The following is a 15,939-nucleotide window of genomic DNA, read 5'->3' as shown; positions in this document are numbered from 1 at the left end:
GACGGATGAACATCACCACCTTTGCCAAACGCCTGTGTCTGCTAGTCCCGCTGCTCCTCTCGCCAGCCGCCTTCGCGGCCGAGATGATGCCGTCGCCACCACAACTGGCCGCCAAGGCCTATGTTCTGATGGACGCCAGCAGCGGCAACGTGCTGGTCGAAAACAACGGCGACCAGCGTCTGCCACCGGCCAGCCTGACCAAGCTGATGACCGCGTACATTGCGACCCTGGAAATCCGTCGCGGCCAGATCGGCGAGAACGACCCGGTGACCGTCAGCGAAAACGCCTGGCGCACCGGCGGTTCGCGGATGTTCATCAAGGTCGGCTCGCAGGTGACTGTCAGCGACCTGCTGCACGGCATCATCATCCAGTCCGGTAACGACGCCAGCGTCGCCCTGGCCGAGCACATCGCCGGCAGCGAAGACGCCTTCGCCGACCTGATGAACAAGACCGTCACCGAACTGGGCATGACCAATACCCATTTCATGAACCCGACCGGTCTGCCGAATCCTGAGCACTACTCGTCGGCGCACGACATGGCGATTCTGGCCCGTGCGATCATCCACGAAGACCCGGCTCACTATGCGATCTACTCGCAGAAAGAGTTCTTCTGGAATGGCATCAAGCAGCCTAACCGCAACCTGCTACTGTGGCGCGACAAGACCGTTGACGGTCTGAAAACCGGCCACACCGACGAAGCCGGCTACTGCATGGTGTCCTCGGCGGTACGTGACGGCCAGCGCCTGATCGCCGTGGTGTTCGGCACCAACAGCGAAGTGGCCCGCGCCGCTGAAACCCAGAAGCTGCTGACCTACGGTTTCCGCTTCTTCGAAACCCAGACCTTCTACCAGAAGGGCACCGAACTGGCGCAGGCGCCGGTATGGAAAGGCACCACCAGCCAGGTCAAGGCCGGCCTGGCGCAAGACCTGACCATGACTCTGCCAAAAGGCCAGTTGAAGAAGCTCGCTGCCAGCATGACCATGAACCCGCAACTGGTTGCGCCAATCGCCAAGGGCGACGTGATCGGTAAAGTCGAAGTCAAACTGGAAGACAAGGTGGTGCACAGCGCCGACCTGATCGCTCTGGATGGCGTCGAGGAGGGTGGTATCTTCCGCCGCATGTGGGATAGCATCCGTCTATTCTTCTACGGCTTGTTCAACTGATTCAGTGTTGACCTGCATGGCCCCGCCCCGATCCGGTGCGGGGCCATGTGCGTTACCACGGCTTGCACTCTAGAGGCCGTTACGCCATGACCGATACCGAAGTAAAGGCGCCAAAGATCGAATTCCCTGTCACGGACTATCCCGTCAAGGTGATCAGCGATACCGGTGTAGGCAACAAAGACAAGATCATCGACATCGTCAAGAAACACGCGACCATCAATGATGAGCGTATCGACGAACGTCAAAGCACCAACGGCAAATACACCACTATTCAGTTGCACATCGTCGCCACCGACCAGGATCAGCTGTACAACATCAACAGCGAACTGCGGGCGACCGGCTTCGTGCACATGGTGTTGTGATGCACGGCACGCTGGGCTTTCGCGAGCTGGGCCAGATGGCTTACGAGCCGGTCTGGCATGCCATGCAGCGCTTCACCAACGAACGCGGCAGCGATGCCGCCGACGAAATCTGGCTCGTCGAACACCCGCCGGTGTTCACACAGGGCCAGGCCGGCAAGGCCGAACACCTGTTACTGCCGGGAGATATTCCGGTGGTGCAGGTCGATCGTGGCGGCCAAGTGACTTATCATGGCCCCGGGCAACTGGTGGCCTATCTGTTACTGGATGTGCGCAAGCTGGGTTTCGGCGTGCGTGATCTGGTCAGCCGCATGGAAGCCTGCCTGATCGAACTGCTGGCCAGCTACGGCGTCACCGCCGCCGCCAAGCCAGATGCTCCCGGCGTGTATGTCGATGGAGCGAAAATCGCTTCTCTGGGTTTGCGCATTCGCCACGGTTGTTCCTTTCATGGCCTGGCCCTGAACGTGGATATGAACCTGGAACCGTTTCGACGGATTAATCCCTGCGGCTACGCCGGGCTGGCCATGACCCAGCTGAGCGATCACGCAGGATCGATTGAATTTGCCGAGGTAAGTGCCCGGCTGCGCGCGCAGCTCGTCAAACACCTCGACTATGCTGAGCAGACGACCCTCACGGGCGGAATCGACTGATATGACTACTGATGCAGTGCAAACCATGATCCCGACGCTCGACGTGACCGAGCGCCCGGCCCCGCGTCCCAAGGTTGAAGCCGGCGTCAAGCTGCGCGGCGCCGAGAAGGTTGCACGCATCCCGGTCAAGATCATCCCGACCACCGAACTGCCGAAAAAACCCGACTGGATCCGTGTGCGCATTCCGGTTTCGCCGGAAGTCGACCGCATCAAGAGCCTGCTGCGCAAGCACAAGCTGCACAGTGTCTGCGAAGAAGCGTCCTGCCCGAACCTCGGCGAGTGCTTCTCCGGCGGCACCGCGACCTTCATGATCATGGGCGATATCTGCACCCGTCGCTGCCCGTTCTGCGACGTTGGCCACGGTCGTCCGAAGCCACTGGACGTCAACGAGCCGGAAAGCCTGGCGATCGCTATCGCCGACCTCAAGCTCAAATACGTGGTGATCACCTCGGTTGACCGTGACGACCTGCGTGACGGCGGTGCCCAGCACTTTGCCGACTGCATCCGCGAAATCCGCAAACTGTCGCCGAACGTGCAGCTCGAGACCCTGGTTCCGGACTACCGTGGGCGTATGGATATCGCTCTGCAAATCACCGCTGCCGAGCCGCCGGATGTGTTCAACCACAACCTGGAAACCGTGCCGCGCCTGTACAAGGCTGCGCGTCCGGGCTCGGACTACCAGTGGTCGCTGACCCTGTTGCAACGCTTCAAGCAGATGATGCCGCACATTCCGACCAAGTCCGGCCTGATGCTGGGTCTGGGCGAGACCGACGAGGAAGTCATCGAAGTCATGAAGCGCATGCGCGAACACGACATCGACATGCTGACCCTCGGTCAATACCTGCAACCGTCGCGCAGCCACTTGCCGGTGCAGCGCTTCGTCCATCCGGACACCTTCGCCTGGTTCGCCGAGGAAGGTTACAAGATGGGCTTCAAGAACGTTGCTTCGGGCCCGCTGGTACGTTCCTCGTACCATGCCGACGAGCAGGCGAAGCTGGTCAAGGCTGAGCTGCTGGGTTCCTGATTCAGTGCCGATGCAAAAATGCCCGCCGAGGACTGTCCTTCGGCGGGCATTTTTTTGCCTGAGACAAGGGGCTTTTGTTTGCCTCTTCAGCTGACTACTGTGTGTGCATGACTTTACCGCTGGAGCCCAAGGATGACCGTTCGACCGAGCCACACCCTGATTGCCCACCGACCCGTACCGGCGCTGCCCTCTGAGGGGACGATCGGCGTCATCGCGCCGGCCGGTCCCGGCGCCCTCGACACTGAAAAAGCGCTGCAATGGATGCGTGCGCGCGGCTATGGGCTTAAGGTGTTTCCGGGTGTCTATGAGAAGGACGGCTATCTGGCTGGCAGTGACGACGTACGCCTGCGCGATCTGCACGCCGCGTTCGCTGACCCCGAAGTCGACGCGATCATTTGCCTGCGCGGCGGCTACGGCACGCCGCGCCTGCTCGACCGAATCGATTACGACCTGCTCAGCCGGCATGCCAAGCCGTTTGTCGGCTATAGCGACATCACCGCGCTGCACCTGGCCATCAGTCGCTACGCCGGGTTTGTGACCTTCCACGGGCCGCTGCTCAATGCTGACCTGCTGGGCGACAAGGAGCCGCCGACCGTCACCTCATTCTTCGCCATGCTGCGCGGGCAAATGAAGTCAGGGAGTGTACTGAGCCATCCGGCGGCGTATCTGCTCTCAACCGTCGAACCAGGCATTGCCCACGGACGTTTGCTTGGCGGCAATCTTGCGATGATCGCCGCTACCTTGGGTACGCCTTATGAGATCGATGTCGAAGGCGCAGTTCTGTTCATCGAGGACATCAATGAGCCGCTGTATCGGATTGATCGGCTGCTGACCCAGATGCGCCTGGCCGGCAAGTTGGCCAGACTGCGCGGTGTGCTGGTCGGCGATATCGCCGGGGTGGATGTCGACGCGCTGAATCGCTTGCTCAAGCAAACCTTTGAGCCGCTGCGGATTCCGGTGTTGTCGGGTTGGCGCAGCGGTCATTGCGACCCGAACCTGACACTGCCGTTGGGCGCGCTGGTGCGCCTGGATGCGGGGAAGCAGGAATTGCTGTTGGAGCAGGATGTGGTGATCAAGGCTGAAACGGTTATTGCCTGACAGTCAGACTTCGCGAGCAGGCTCGCTCCCACAGGTTTTGAGTCGAATTCACAATTGTGTTTCAACCAGAACCCCTGTGGGAGCGGGCTTGCCCGCGATGCTTTTATTGGACGCGAAGGCTCTCGAGCAACTTGTGCGTCGGATAGCCATCCGCCGGCCAGCCCAGCGCCTGCTGGGCACTGCGAATGGCCTTGCGCGTGTTGGCGCCGATAATTCCGTCGGCCGTGCCGGCGTCGTAATTGCGAGCGCTCAACAGCGTTTGCAGTTCGATGCGCTCGGTGCGACTCAGCGGCAGGTCATCTTTCGGCCAGTTACCGTTGATCAGCCCTGCACCTTCAAAGCGCTCGGACAGCAGACTCACCGCCAGCGCATACGACGACGAATTGTTGTACTTGAGAATCGCCCGGAAGTTGTCGAGGATCAGGAACGCCGGGCCACGATAACCGGCCGGCAGCAGCAGGGCAGCGGACAGTTGTTCGGAACCGGCTGGCACCTGCGCGCCATTCGGCAGGTTGACGCCCAGTTGCCGCCATTCGGCGACGCTTTTGCGAATCGCGCCATCGGCCAGCGTGTAGTTGAAACCGCTGGGCAATTGCACTTCAAAACCCCACGGCTGGCCACGTTGCCAGCCCGAGCTTTGCAGGTAATGCGCGGTCGAGGCCAGTGCATCGGCCGGGCTACCCCAGATGTCGCGGCGACCGTCACCGTCAAAATCCACGGCGTGGGTGTTGTAAGTGGTCGGAATGAACTGGGTCTGGCCCATCGCCCCGGCCCAGGAGCCGAGCATTTTCTCCGGGGTGATATCGCCTTGTTGCAGAATTTGCAGGGCGGCGATCAATTGCGCATGAGCAAAGCCCGGACGACGGCCTTCGTAGGCGAGGGTGGCCAGCGAGTTGATCACCGACTTGCTGCCCTGAAACTGGCCGAAGTTGCTTTCCATGCCCCACACCGACACCAGTGCCTGGCGATCAACGCCATAACGCTGCTCGATGCTTTGCAGAATATCGGCGTACTGATTGATCAGCGCCTGGCCCTTGCGTACGCGCAGTGGCGACAGCGCGCCATCGAGGTATTCCCACACCGGGCGGGAAAACTCCGGCTGACTGCGATCGGCACGGATCACGCTGGCGTCGAAGCTGATGTTGGCAAATGCCTGATCGAACAGCTCGGGACGAATCCCGGCGGCGAGGGCGTCCTTGCGGAAACCTGCCTGCCATTCGGCGAAGGTCTGGGTCGGTTGAATATCGAGCGGATCGGTGGACGGCACTACCGGCGGAATGATCGCTGGGGCCGTGGTGACCGGGGCAGCTTGAAGCGGTTGTGCATCGGCGGCGGTGGGTTTTTCCGCGCAGGCGACAAGCAGGATGAAGCTGGAGGCAGCGATCAATTGGCGCACGGGCCAACGACGGGAAAGACTTGGGGGCATGCACAGTTCCAGGGGAAACGAATCAGGTGCAGACCTTAACATGAGCGGGGGGTGGTGCGCTTCAGGCAGCCAGAAAGTAAAAAGCCTCCCGGTTGTCAGACCGGAAGGCTTCGCGGCGGTAGCTGCCTTTGCCCTTGGCTGGTCGTTCCTGGCGGCTGCGGAACAAGGGCTGGGCGACGATGGATTTGGCCTTGTTGGGGCCATGCTTTGCAGGCTTTTTGCTCATGAGGGTTCTCTCGGTGTGGTGGTTTTGCGCCGAGAATAATCTGCCGATGTGGCGCGTCTGTCCAGTAGCTCATGCGTAGGAATATTCTAGCGCTTTCGCGAGCAGGCTCGCTCCCACATTGGAACGCGGGCACCTGTGGGAGCGAGCCTGCTCGCGAATGGACGCTACGCGATCAAATGCCTTACTCGGCAGGCAATGACAGTCGCTGGCCTGACATCAATAAAGCCAGGCGGCTAAGGCTCATCCACGGCGAACCCGCCGCCTGGCCCTTGATCTGCGCATCGATACGCTGCGCTTCGAGCAGCAATTGCGCCCAGCGTTGCGCCGAGTAGCGTTGCAAAGCCTTGCTCATCAGCGGCTTGCGCTTGTCCCATACCGGCGGTTTTGACTGGCTGAAACACTTGTCCAGTGGCGTGCCCTGGCTGTATTGCAGGGAGATGTTGGCCAGCAGGCGCAACTCCCGCGCCAGTGCCCAGAGGATCACGGGCGGCTCGACGCCTTCGCCGCGCAAACCCTCGAGCATGCGCAAGGCGTGGGCCGGTTCACCGTTGAGCACCGCGTCGGTCAGGCCGAACACGTCGAACCGCGCACTGTCGGCGACGGCGGCCTGCACGGTTTCGACGGTGATCTGCCCACCTTCGGCCATCAGTTTGAGCTTTTCGATTTCCTGCGCGGCGGCGAGCAGGTTGCCTTCGACACGCGCGGCAATCAATTCGACGGCGTCCTGACTGGCCGACAGACCGGCCTGAGACAGGCGCTGACGAATCCAGCTCGGCAGCTGATTGCCATCCACCGGCCAGATCTGCACGAACTGGGTTTGTTGGCCTTCGACCAGCGCCTTGCCCCACTTGGTTTTCTGCGCGCTGCCATCGAGCTTCGGCAAGCTGATCAGCAGCACGGTATCTTCAGCGGGGCGCGAGCAGTATTCGATCAGCGCGGCGGCGCCCTTGTCGCCAGGCTTACCGGACGGCAGGCGCAGTTCCAGCAGGCGTTTTTCGGCGAAGAGCGACATGCTCGCGCCGGCCTGCAACAACGTACCCCAATCGAAATTGGCGTCGGCGGCGAAGACCTGACGTTCGTCGAAACCTTGCTGGCGGGCAGCGGTGCGGATGGCGTCGGCGGCTTCCTGACACAGCAACGGGTCATCGCCGCTGATGATGTAGACCGGCGCGAGTGCGCCTTGCAGGTGTTTGCCGAGTTGCGCGGGAGCGAGCTTCATAAGGAAGGGCGAGCGGGGCGCCTGGGCGCCCCGACCGTCTTACTGCTGCGGGATTTCGAGCGGCGACTGACGCGGAGTTTCCGCCTCGGCCTTCTGCGCCGCTTCCAGCGCATCGGCTTCAGCCTTGGCGCGGTCATTGGCGGTTTGCTGCAGTTGCTGCAACTGGCCCGGAGTCAGCTGCGACAGGCGCAGCATCATGCGCTGCACCAGCTCGCGGCGGATTTCATGACGGGCGTCATTGGCTTCCTGATCGGAGCCGACGAGGTTGTTGCCGTCGTGAATGAAGACTTTCTGCACTTCGAGCTTGTCGCTGACCAACGACAGGTTTTTCTCGCCGCGGATGTCATAGCTCAGCACGGTGCTGACCTGATACTCGCCTGTGCGACCGGCACCGGCATAGCTGAGAATTCGCTGGCTTTCCTGCTCGTCAGCCAGATACAACTTGTACGGCGCGCCGCTGTAAACCTTGACGCCGCTGGACTCCAGCGTCTGACGCAGCTGTGTCACGGTTTCGCCGTAAGCGTTACGCGCGCTCAGGTCGATTTCCTTGATCGACAGTTCGTTGGTGCCAGTACCACGCAACTGGAAACCGCAGGCGCTCAGCAGAACGGCGAGGCCCATCACCAGCAGATTGCGTTTGATCATTGTGTTGCTCCCCTTGAAACCAGGTGAGCCGACTCTGCGGCCCGAAAGGTTTTACTGGGTGCCAGGCGAGCCCGGCACCCGATCCAATTTAGCTGGCGACGATATTGACCAGTTTGCCCGGCACCACGATCACTTTGCGAATGGTCAGGCCGTCGACGAAACGCAGCACGTTTTCGTTGATGCGCGCGGCGGCTTCGATCTCTTCGCGAGTGGCGCTGGCCGGCATTTCGATCTGCCCGCGCAGCTTGCCGTTGACCTGAATTACCAGGGTCAGGTTGTCCTGCACCAGCGCACTTTCGTCCACAGCCGGCCAGCCTGCATCGATCACCGCATCGGCGTGACCCAACTGCTTCCACAGTTCATGGCTGATGTGCGGGGTGATCGGCGCCAGCAGCAGGGTCACCGCTTCCAGACCTTCGTGCAGCAATGCGCGGTCCTGTTCGCTGGCTTGCGCGGCTTTTTCCAGCACGTTCATCAGCGTCATCACCTGAGCGATGGCGGTGTTGAATTTGTGGTTCTGGCCGACGTCATGGCTGGCCTGCTTGATCGCCAGGTGAATCGCACGACGCACGGTTTTCTGCTCGTCGCTCAGAGCGGCGATATCCAGTTTGCCCGGCAAGCCTTGGGTGACGTGAGCCTGCGCCAGACGCCAGACGCGCTTGAGGAAACGGTGCGAACCTTCAACGCCGGAGTCGGACCACTCCGCGCTCATGTCAGGCGGCGAAGCGAACATCATGAACAGACGGCAGGTGTCGGCGCCGAACTGGTCGATCATCGACTGCGGGTCGACGCCGTTGTTCTTCGACTTGGCCATCTTCTCGGTGCCGCCGATTTCTACCGGCAGGCCGTCGGATTTCAGCTTGGCGCTGATGACCTTTGCTTTGCTGTCACGCTCAAGTTCCACGTCTGCCGGATTGAACCAGGTGTAGGCCCCATTGGCTTCGCGACGATAGTAAGTCTCGGCGATCACCATGCCCTGGGTCAGCAGGTTCTTGAACGGCTCGTTGGAGCTGACCAGACCTTCGTCACGCATCAGTTTGTGGAAGAAGCGCGCATAGAGCAGGTGCAGGATGGCGTGTTCGATACCTCCGATGTACTGATCCACCGGCAGCCAGTGATCGGCTGCGGTTTTCTCGACCAGGCCACCTTCAAAGTGCGGCGAGGCGTAACGCGCGTAGTACCACGACGATTCGACGAAGGTGTCCATGGTGTCGGTTTCACGCTTGGCCGGCGCGCCGCATTTCGGGCAGCTGCACTCGTAGAACTCGGGCATGCGCGCCAGCGGCGAACCGGCGCCGTCCGGCACCACGTCTTCCGGCAGGACGACCGGCAGTTGATCTTCCGGCACCGGCACATCGCCGCACGTGGCGCAATGGATGATCGGGATCGGGCAGCCCCAGTAGCGCTGGCGGCTGATGCCCCAGTCGCGCAGGCGGAACTGGGTACGCGAGGCGCCCAGTTGTTTCTTGATCAGGGCGACTTCCATGGCGTCGAACGCGCCGGCAAAGTCGAGGCCGTCGAACTCGCCGGAGTTGATCAGTGTGCCGTGCTCGCCATAGGCGTCTTGCCACGGCGCCGGGTTGGTGTCACCGGAGCTGGTGCGCACCACCGATTTCACCGGCAGGTTGTACTTGTGGGCGAATTCGAAATCGCGCTCGTCGTGCGCCGGAACCGCCATGACCGCGCCGTCGCCGTAGTGCATCAGCACGTAGTTGGCGACCCACACCGGGAGCTTTTCGCCGGTCAGCGGGTGCTCGACGAACAGGCCGGTCGGCAGGCCTTTCTTTTCCTGAGTGGCGACATCGGCTTCAGCGACGCTGCCGCCCTTGCATTCAGCGATGAACGCTTGCAGCTCAGGGTTGTTCTGCGCGGCCAGGGTGGCCAGCGGGTGCTCGGCGGCGACGGCGACATAAGTCGCGCCCATCAGGGTGTCCGGACGAGTGGTGAAAACTTTCAGGGTGCCGGCTTCGCCGATCGAGTCGACGTTGTACGGGAACTGCACTTCCATGCCACGGGATTTGCCGATCCAGTTGCGCTGCATGGTCTTGACCTGTTCCGGCCAGCCAGTCAGTTCGTCGAGGCTTTCCAGCAGTTCATCCGCGTAAGCGGTGATCTTGAAGTAGTACATCGGGATTTCGCGCTTTTCGATCAGCGCGCCGGAGCGCCAGCCACGGCCATCAATGACTTGCTCGTTGGCCAGCACGGTCTGGTCGACCGGGTCCCAGTTCACGGTGCCGTTCTTGCGGTAGATGACGCCTTTTTCGAACAGGCGGGTGAACAGCCATTGTTCCCAGCGGTAGTAGTCCGGCTTGCAGGTGGTCACTTCGCGGGACCAGTCCACCGCGAGGCCGAGGCTGCGCAGTTGCGACTTCATGTAGGCGATGTTTTCGTAGGTCCACTTGGCGGGCGCTACGTTGTTTTTCATCGCGGCGTTTTCCGCGGGCATGCCGAACGCATCCCAGCCCATTGGCTGCAGAACGTTCTTGCCCTGCATGCGCTGGTAGCGCGAGATCACGTCGCCGATGGTGTAGTTGCGCACGTGGCCCATGTGCAGCTTGCCGCTGGGGTAAGGGAACATCGACAGGCAGTAGTAGGTTTCCTTGCCTGGTTGTTCACTGACTTCAAAGGACTTTTGCTCATCCCAGAACGACTGGGCGGCGGCTTCGATCTCACGGGGCTGATATTGTTCGTGCATGGCTACTTTTGTACTGGATAGGGGTGGCCTAATCCTCTTCGACGGCGGCATCCGGGATGGCCCGGGTGCGCTGGAAGTGGAATGACAGGAAGCGCCGTAGCATACATGACCGCGCTTGGCCGAGGGAAACCCTGATTACAGCTGATTGTCCGCGCGTTTGCGTGGCGAGGGCCGTTGGTCGCGGCGTGTAGCCGGTTCGTGCAGCGAAGCTAAGCTCTAACTGGGGAGTGAGTCTTATCTTCAATGAGGTGAGGGATGGTGGAGCAACGGAAAAAAAACGTAACGAAACCCGAGTTGTACGAAAGGTTGATCGATCGTCTGGGCATGGCGCTGGACGCCGTGAAAACCGCTGACCGGCTGCGCGACGAGCGCCCCCTGGAACTGGAATTGCGTGGCTTGAGCCCCGCCGAGTTCAAACTGGTCAAGGCCTATCTGGATCGCAGTGAACGTGAAACGCAGGGATGCCTGTCTCAAGCAGTGAAGCAGCTCGATGCGGCACATTCGGCCAAGGTCATCTGGCTCAAGGACAAGGCGCCGCGCAGAGACACCGGCAAGGTGCGTTCTGTGCAGGCCAAGTAAGCGCATGGCAGGTCATGAAACGGATCTTTTGCAACAGGATCCCGCCTATTGGTTGTAACTCGTAATTAACACTCTTAGGCTTCGGGCATCTTTGGAGATGCCCGATGCCCTTTCGCTATTTCATCAAACAACTTTTACTGCCGCCCGGCATTCTTTTGCTGCTGTTGCTGGCCGCCTGGTGGCTGCGCCGCTCCCGGCCGCGCCTGGCGGGCGTGTGTTTTGCCCTCGGTTTTGGCGGCCTGTGGTTGATGAGCCTGCCGGTGGTGGTGCAGTGGGGCGCCAAGGCATTGGAGCGCGAGCCACCGCTGCCCCGTCAGGAGTGGGCAACCCTGGCGCAACGCGCCGATGCGATTGTGGTCTTGGGCTCGGGGCGTGAGCGCGGTGATCTGGCCTGGGGCGAAGATCAGCCGACCGGCGTCGGACTGGAGCGTCAGCGTTACGCCGCACGCCTGGCCAAGGCATCGGGCTTGCCGATCCTGACCAGCGGCGGTCTGCATTACGGTACGCCACCGACCGAGGCGAAATTGATGGCGGATTCGTTGCGTGATGATTTCGACGTAACGGTGCGCTGGCAAGAAGGCGCGAGCCGCACCACATGGGAGAACGCGAAGATGACGGCGGATATTCTCCTGCCGCAGGGGATCAAGCGGGTCGTCGTGGTGACGCAGGCGTGGCACATGCCGCGGGCGGTGTGGAGCTTTGAACAGGCGGGGTTTGAAGTGGTGCCGGCACCGGTGGGTTTCCTCGGTACCGATAACGCTCGCCCGTTTGGCGGCTGGTTGCCGGAATTCAAATCGATCTGGCAGAGCGGGCAGTTGCTCAATGAAGCGGTGGGGCAGGTGGGCTATTCGTTGTTTTACCGCTGAAGATCATTGTGGCGAGGGGATTTATCCCCGATGGGGCGCGTAGCGGCCCCTCTCTTACCTTCAGAAGAGGGGACTGCTGCGCACTCCAGCGGGGATAAATCCCCTCGCCACATTTCTCAGAGGGTCTTCGACATCCGGCTGGCCATCAGCGCCCAGCCAAACAGCAGCAGGCACAATACGATCAGCGGCCACGAGCGCCACTGCAGATATGGCGTCAGATCGTGCATCGGCACCACTTCGCCGTACAGCACGCCTTGTTCGAACTGCGGAATCTGCTCGGTGATCTGCCCGAACGGGTTGATCAGGCCGGTAACGCCGTTGTTGGTCGCGCGGATCATCCAGCGTCCGGCTTCCAGTGCGCGCATCTGCGCCATTTGCAAATGTTGCAGCGGGCCGATCGAGGTGCCGAACCAGGTGTCGTTGCTGATCGTCAGCAGCAGATCGCTGCGTGCCGACAGGCCAGCAGCGAATTCCGGATAGACCACTTCGTAGCAGATAAACGGTGCGATCTGGTAACCCTTGGCTTGCAAGAGCGCTTGATCCGACGGGCCGCGCGCGAAGTCCGACATCGGCAGGTCGAAGAACGCGATCAAACCGCGCAACACATCCTGCAACGGCACGTATTCGCCGAACGGCACCAGTTTCTGCTTCAGGTAAGTACCGTCGCCTTCGCCGACCACGGTGATGCCGTTGAAGAAGCGCCGCTCGTGATGCACGGTCTGACGAATCGGCACACCGGTGATCAACGCCGATTTACGCTCGGCGGCGAAGTTGCCCATCATCGTCAGGTAGCCCTCGGCGGACTCCTTCAACACCGGCACGGCGGTTTCCGGCCAGATCAGCAGATCGACCGGTTTGGAGCGGAAGCTCAGATCACGGTACAGCGCCAGTTGCGCGTTGAGCTCGGCCGGGTCCCATTTCATGCTTTGCGCGACGTTGCCCTGAATTGCGGCGACCGTCAGTGGTGCGCCGGACGGGCTGGTCCACGCGTGGCCTTTGAGGGCGATACCCGCCACCCAAGGGCCCAGCAGAAGTACCAGACCGGCCGCGATAAAGCCCTTGCGACGCGTCTGCAACAAGCGCCGCGCGTTGTAGATCAGCGCTGCGGTCAACGCTAGAACGAACGACACCAGCCACATGCCACCGACCGGCGCAAGCCCGGCCAAGGGGCCGTCGAGCTGGCTGTAACCGGAGTACAACCACGGGAAACCGGTAAGAAACCAGCCACGAAATGCCTCCTGCCCGACCCACAGCGCAGCAAACGCCAAGGCATCGGCCACTGGCGCTTCATTGCGGCGCAACCAGCGCGCCCACAGCCAGGCGGGCAGGGCGAAGAACCAGGCGATCGCTGCGGTGAACAGCAGCATCAGGAACCCGGCGAGCAGCACTGAAGCGCCACCAAAATGGTGAATGCTGTAATAGATCCAGCTGGTGCCGGCGCCGAACAGGCCGAAACCGAAGCACCAGCCACGACCCAGCGCCTGACGCGGACTCAGCTCGCGCAAACCGGCATAGAACAAGCCGACCGCCAGCAAAGCCAGCGGCCAGATGTTGAACGGCGCAAGCGCGAAGGTGGTGATTGCACCGGCCGCCACGGCCAGCAGGTTACCGGGCCAGCCGGGGCGGGTAGTCCAGCGCATTTCTTTCCTTAATGGTTACCGAGCGATTGGCGTCAGACGCAGCAAATGAATCCGACGGCTGTCGGCATTCAGAATGCGGAAACGATAGGCGCCGATTTCAGTGATTTCGTTGCGTTTTGGCAAGTGGCCGAACGCGCTCATCACCAGACCGCCGACCGTGTCGAATTCGTCATCGGAGAACTCGCTGTCGAAGAACTCGTTGAAGTTCTCGATCGGCGTCAGCGCCTTGATCAGGAAGTCACCGCTGGGCAGCGGCTTGATGTAGCTGTCTTCTTCGACGTCGTGTTCGTCTTCGATATCGCCGACGATCTGTTCCAGCACGTCTTCGATCGTCACCAGACCGGCCACGCCGCCGTATTCGTCGATGACAATGGCCATGTGGTTGTGGTTGGCACGGAATTCACGCAGCAACACGTTCAGGCGCTTGGACTCCGGCACGAAGGTGGCCGGGCGCAGCAGGTCCTTGATGTTGAAGCTGTCGCCGTTCTCCTTGAGGATCAGCGGCAGCAGATCCTTGGCCAGCAGCACGCCCATCACGTCGTCATGACTCTCGCCGATGACCGGATAGCGCGAGTGGGCCGAGTCGACCACGGCAGGGAGAAATTCGCGGGGTGTCTGGGTTGCCTTGATGCTGATCATCTGCGAGCGCGGGACCATGATGTCGCGTACTTGCAGGTCAGCCACCTGAATGGCGCCTTCGACGATGGCCAGCGCTTCGCTGTCCAGCAGTTTGTTCTGATGTGCATCACGCAGCAGCTCGAGGAGCTCCTGACGGTTCTTCGGCTCGTGGGCAAAAGCCTGGGTCAGTTTACCCAGCCATGACTTCTGCCCGTTGCTCGATCGATCTTCGCTCATAGCGATTACTCTGAATCCTTTGTTGTAACGATGGGGGAATGTTCGGTTTCGTCGTCCGCGTACGGATCGGGATAGCCCAGTTCAGCAAGCAACTCGCGTTCCAGTGCTTCCATTTCCTCGGCTTCGTCGTCATCTATATGGTCGTAACCGAGCAGATGCAAGCAGCCGTGAATGACCAGATGAGCCCAGTGGGCCTTTAGTTCCTTGCCCTGCTCGGCGGCTTCGCGTTCGACCACGGCCGCGCAGATCACCAGATCGCCGAGCAGCGGGATATCGAGAAACTCGTCAGGCACTTCGGCCGGGAACGACAACACGTTGGTCGCGTAATCCTTGTGGCGCCAGGTGTGGTTGAGTTCGCGGCCTTCTTCCTCGTCGACCAGACGAATGGTCATTTCCGAATCAGCGGTGCGCTGGCGCAGGGCCAGTTCGCACCACTGGCGGAACTCGACTTCACTCGGCGCGCTGGCCTCGGTGGCGATTTGCAGATCCAGCTCAAGCATCGCGCGAGGCTTCCTTCGCGGCTTCGGCACGGGTCTCGAAGCGCTCGTAGGCCTCGACAATCCGCTGCACCAACGGGTGGCGCACGACGTCTTTGGGCTGGAAGTGGGTGAAGCTGATGCCCGGCACGTCTTTCAATACTTCGATGACGTGATGCAGCCCGGACTTGGTGCCGCGCGGCAGGTCGACCTGGGTGATGTCGCCGGTGATCACGGCGGTAGATCCGAAGCCGATCCGCGTGAGGAACATCTTCATCTGTTCGACGGTGGTGTTCTGGCTTTCGTCGAGAATGATGAAGCTGTTGTTCAGCGTGCGACCGCGCATGTAGGCCAGCGGCGCGACCTCGATCACTTGTTTCTCGATGAGTTTGGCGACGTATTCGAAACCGAGCATTTCGTACAGCGCGTCATACAGCGGGCGCAGGTACGGGTCGATCTTCTGCGACAGGTCGCCGGGCAGGAAGCCGAGTTTTTCACCCGCTTCGACCGCCGGACGCACCAGCAGGATGCGGCGGATCTGCTCACGTTCCAAGGCATCAACCGCACAAGCTACCGCCAGATAGGTCTTGCCAGTACCGGCCGGGCCGATGCCGAAGTTGATGTCGTTGCCGAGGATTTCCTTCACGTAGCGCTGCTGATTCAAGCCGCGCGGGCGAATCATGCCTTTCTTGGTGCGCAGGGCGACGGTCGGTTCGGCAGGGGCTGGATTGTCGAGATCGTCGCCGGCCGATTCCTGGATGAACAGGTGCACCAGATCGGGCGACAGCTCGGTACCCTTGGTTTCCCGGTACAGGCGGCGCAGCAGGTTTTCCGCGGACGTGGTGAGTTTTGGGTCGCCAATCAGCTCGAACTGGTTTCCGCGATTGCGGATCTCGATGGCCAGGCGCTGTTCGATCAAGCGCAGATGCTCGTCGAATTGCCCGCACAGATTGGCGAAGCGGCGAGCCTCAAAAGGCTCAAGGAGAAAACGATGTGGTTCGATAGGTGCGTTCAAGGT

General features: G+C 61.2%; 16 protein-coding genes. 7 read left to right on the top strand and 9 right to left on the bottom strand.

The features are described from left to right. The first annotated feature begins 5 nt into the window (after window positions 1–5). The 5 genes from ACZ0AZ_RS05300 to ACZ0AZ_RS05280 all read left to right on the top strand — a co-directional run bounded on the left by ACZ0AZ_RS05300 (window position 6) and on the right by ACZ0AZ_RS05280 (window position 4,294). Window positions 6–1,163: a D-alanyl-D-alanine carboxypeptidase family protein gene (locus ACZ0AZ_RS05300; protein WP_016773028.1), complete on the top strand. Its 1,158-nt coding sequence runs from the start codon at window positions 6–8 to the stop codon at window positions 1,161–1,163. Window positions 1,164–1,249: 86 nt separating this feature from the next. Further along, window positions 1,250–1,525, top strand: coding sequence for a DUF493 domain-containing protein (locus ACZ0AZ_RS05295; protein WP_039761816.1), 276 nt, complete (start codon window positions 1,250–1,252; stop codon window positions 1,523–1,525). Beyond that, window positions 1,525–2,172, top strand: a complete 648-nt coding sequence (lipB, locus tag ACZ0AZ_RS05290) for a lipoyl(octanoyl) transferase LipB (RefSeq protein WP_039761815.1) — start codon at window positions 1,525–1,527, stop codon at window positions 2,170–2,172. The genes ACZ0AZ_RS05295 and lipB overlap by 1 nt, the downstream gene beginning before the upstream one ends. 25 nt (window positions 2,173–2,197) lie before the next feature. Next, entirely contained in the window at window positions 2,198–3,196 is a 999-nt protein-coding gene (gene lipA / locus ACZ0AZ_RS05285; RefSeq protein WP_200890482.1) for a lipoyl synthase, read from the top strand. Between the two features lie 132 nt (window positions 3,197–3,328). Continuing rightward, window positions 3,329–4,294 carry a S66 peptidase family protein gene (locus ACZ0AZ_RS05280; protein ID WP_463537042.1) on the top strand — a complete coding sequence of 322 codons (966 nt, stop codon included), beginning with the start codon at window positions 3,329–3,331 and terminating at the stop codon, window positions 4,292–4,294. 103 nt (window positions 4,295–4,397) lie between these two features. Here ACZ0AZ_RS05280 and ACZ0AZ_RS05275 read toward each other — a convergent pair whose 3' ends face one another. The 5 genes from ACZ0AZ_RS05275 to leuS form a co-directional block, all read right to left on the bottom strand. Continuing rightward, window positions 4,398–5,720 carry a lytic murein transglycosylase gene (locus ACZ0AZ_RS05275; protein WP_129999750.1) on the bottom strand — a complete coding sequence of 441 codons (1,323 nt, stop codon included), beginning with the start codon at window positions 5,718–5,720 and terminating at the stop codon, window positions 4,398–4,400. A 61-nt stretch (window positions 5,721–5,781) separates the two neighbouring features. Next, complete coding sequence (gene arfA, locus ACZ0AZ_RS05270) at window positions 5,782–5,946, bottom strand: alternative ribosome rescue factor ArfA (protein ID WP_016773035.1); 165 nt, start codon at window positions 5,944–5,946, stop codon at window positions 5,782–5,784. A gap of 181 nt (window positions 5,947–6,127) precedes the next feature. Then, window positions 6,128–7,165 carry a DNA polymerase III subunit delta gene (gene holA, locus ACZ0AZ_RS05265; protein WP_129999751.1) on the bottom strand — a complete coding sequence of 346 codons (1,038 nt, stop codon included), beginning with the start codon at window positions 7,163–7,165 and terminating at the stop codon, window positions 6,128–6,130. A gap of 39 nt (window positions 7,166–7,204) precedes the next feature. Next, complete coding sequence (locus ACZ0AZ_RS05260; protein ID WP_039761806.1) at window positions 7,205–7,810, bottom strand: LPS-assembly lipoprotein LptE; 606 nt, start codon at window positions 7,808–7,810, stop codon at window positions 7,205–7,207. Between the two features lie 88 nt (window positions 7,811–7,898). Then, on the bottom strand, window positions 7,899–10,505 hold the full coding sequence (gene leuS / locus ACZ0AZ_RS05255; RefSeq protein WP_039761804.1) for a leucine--tRNA ligase: 2,607 nt from the start codon (window positions 10,503–10,505) through the stop codon (window positions 7,899–7,901). A 255-nt stretch (window positions 10,506–10,760) separates the two neighbouring features. On the opposite strand from leuS, the gene ACZ0AZ_RS05250 reads away from it, so the two are divergent. Next, the gene (locus ACZ0AZ_RS05250; RefSeq protein WP_024014441.1) at window positions 10,761–11,084 is read left to right on the top strand and encodes a hypothetical protein; all 324 of its coding nucleotides are present in this window, start codon (window positions 10,761–10,763) and stop codon (window positions 11,082–11,084) included. A gap of 104 nt (window positions 11,085–11,188) precedes the next feature. After that, the gene (locus ACZ0AZ_RS05245; RefSeq protein ID WP_129999752.1) at window positions 11,189–11,950 is read left to right on the top strand and encodes a YdcF family protein; all 762 of its coding nucleotides are present in this window, start codon (window positions 11,189–11,191) and stop codon (window positions 11,948–11,950) included. A gap of 116 nt (window positions 11,951–12,066) precedes the next feature. On the opposite strand, the gene lnt is transcribed toward ACZ0AZ_RS05245, so the two are convergent. Genes lnt through ACZ0AZ_RS05225 form a run of 4 tightly spaced genes read right to left on the bottom strand, consistent with a single transcriptional unit; the run spans window position 12,067 to window position 15,936 of the window. Next, window positions 12,067–13,590, bottom strand: a complete 1,524-nt coding sequence (lnt, locus tag ACZ0AZ_RS05240; RefSeq protein ID WP_463537041.1) for an apolipoprotein N-acyltransferase — start codon at window positions 13,588–13,590, stop codon at window positions 12,067–12,069. A gap of 15 nt (window positions 13,591–13,605) precedes the next feature. Beyond that, entirely contained in the window at window positions 13,606–14,445 is an 840-nt protein-coding gene (locus ACZ0AZ_RS05235; RefSeq protein ID WP_007909641.1) for an HlyC/CorC family transporter, read from the bottom strand. A 5-nt stretch (window positions 14,446–14,450) separates the two neighbouring features. After that, window positions 14,451–14,945 (bottom strand): rRNA maturation RNase YbeY, encoded by a 495-nt coding sequence (gene ybeY, locus ACZ0AZ_RS05230; protein WP_463537040.1) that lies wholly within the window; start codon window positions 14,943–14,945, stop codon window positions 14,451–14,453. Continuing rightward, window positions 14,938–15,936, bottom strand: coding sequence for a PhoH family protein (locus ACZ0AZ_RS05225; protein WP_039761794.1), 999 nt, complete (start codon window positions 15,934–15,936; stop codon window positions 14,938–14,940). Before ACZ0AZ_RS05225 ends, ybeY begins: the two co-directional genes overlap by 8 nt. Window positions 15,937–15,939 lie beyond the last annotated feature (3 nt).

This window comes from Pseudomonas sp. AC239, from assembly GCF_979258545.1.
Note: the sequence above shows the minus strand (reverse complement) of the source record. Positions and strands in the feature narration are given on the sequence as shown.

Excerpts from the sequence above, each read along its gene's own strand:
- ACZ0AZ_RS05300 (WP_016773028.1), top strand. The coding sequence starts at position 6 with ATGAACATCACCACCTTTGCCAAACGCCTGTGTCTGCTAGTCCCGCTG.
- ACZ0AZ_RS05295 (WP_039761816.1), top strand. The coding sequence starts at position 1,250 with ATGACCGATACCGAAGTAAAGGCGCCAAAGATCGAATTCCCTGTCACG.
- lipB (WP_039761815.1), top strand. The coding sequence starts at position 1,525 with ATGCACGGCACGCTGGGCTTTCGCGAGCTGGGCCAGATGGCTTACGAG.
- lipA (WP_200890482.1), top strand. The coding sequence starts at position 2,198 with ATGATCCCGACGCTCGACGTGACCGAGCGCCCGGCCCCGCGTCCCAAG.
- ACZ0AZ_RS05280 (WP_463537042.1), top strand. The coding sequence starts at position 3,329 with ATGACCGTTCGACCGAGCCACACCCTGATTGCCCACCGACCCGTACCG.
- ACZ0AZ_RS05275 (WP_129999750.1), bottom strand. The coding sequence starts at position 5,720 with ATGCCCCCAAGTCTTTCCCGTCGTTGGCCCGTGCGCCAATTGATCGCT.
- arfA (WP_016773035.1), bottom strand. The coding sequence starts at position 5,946 with ATGAGCAAAAAGCCTGCAAAGCATGGCCCCAACAAGGCCAAATCCATC.
- holA (WP_129999751.1), bottom strand. The coding sequence starts at position 7,165 with ATGAAGCTCGCTCCCGCGCAACTCGGCAAACACCTGCAAGGCGCACTC.
- ACZ0AZ_RS05260 (WP_039761806.1), bottom strand. The coding sequence starts at position 7,810 with ATGATCAAACGCAATCTGCTGGTGATGGGCCTCGCCGTTCTGCTGAGC.
- leuS (WP_039761804.1), bottom strand. The coding sequence starts at position 10,505 with ATGCACGAACAATATCAGCCCCGTGAGATCGAAGCCGCCGCCCAGTCG.
- ACZ0AZ_RS05250 (WP_024014441.1), top strand. The coding sequence starts at position 10,761 with ATGGTGGAGCAACGGAAAAAAAACGTAACGAAACCCGAGTTGTACGAA.
- ACZ0AZ_RS05245 (WP_129999752.1), top strand. The coding sequence starts at position 11,189 with ATGCCCTTTCGCTATTTCATCAAACAACTTTTACTGCCGCCCGGCATT.
- lnt (WP_463537041.1), bottom strand. The coding sequence starts at position 13,590 with ATGCGCTGGACTACCCGCCCCGGCTGGCCCGGTAACCTGCTGGCCGTG.
- ACZ0AZ_RS05235 (WP_007909641.1), bottom strand. The coding sequence starts at position 14,445 with ATGAGCGAAGATCGATCGAGCAACGGGCAGAAGTCATGGCTGGGTAAA.
- ybeY (WP_463537040.1), bottom strand. The coding sequence starts at position 14,945 with ATGCTTGAGCTGGATCTGCAAATCGCCACCGAGGCCAGCGCGCCGAGT.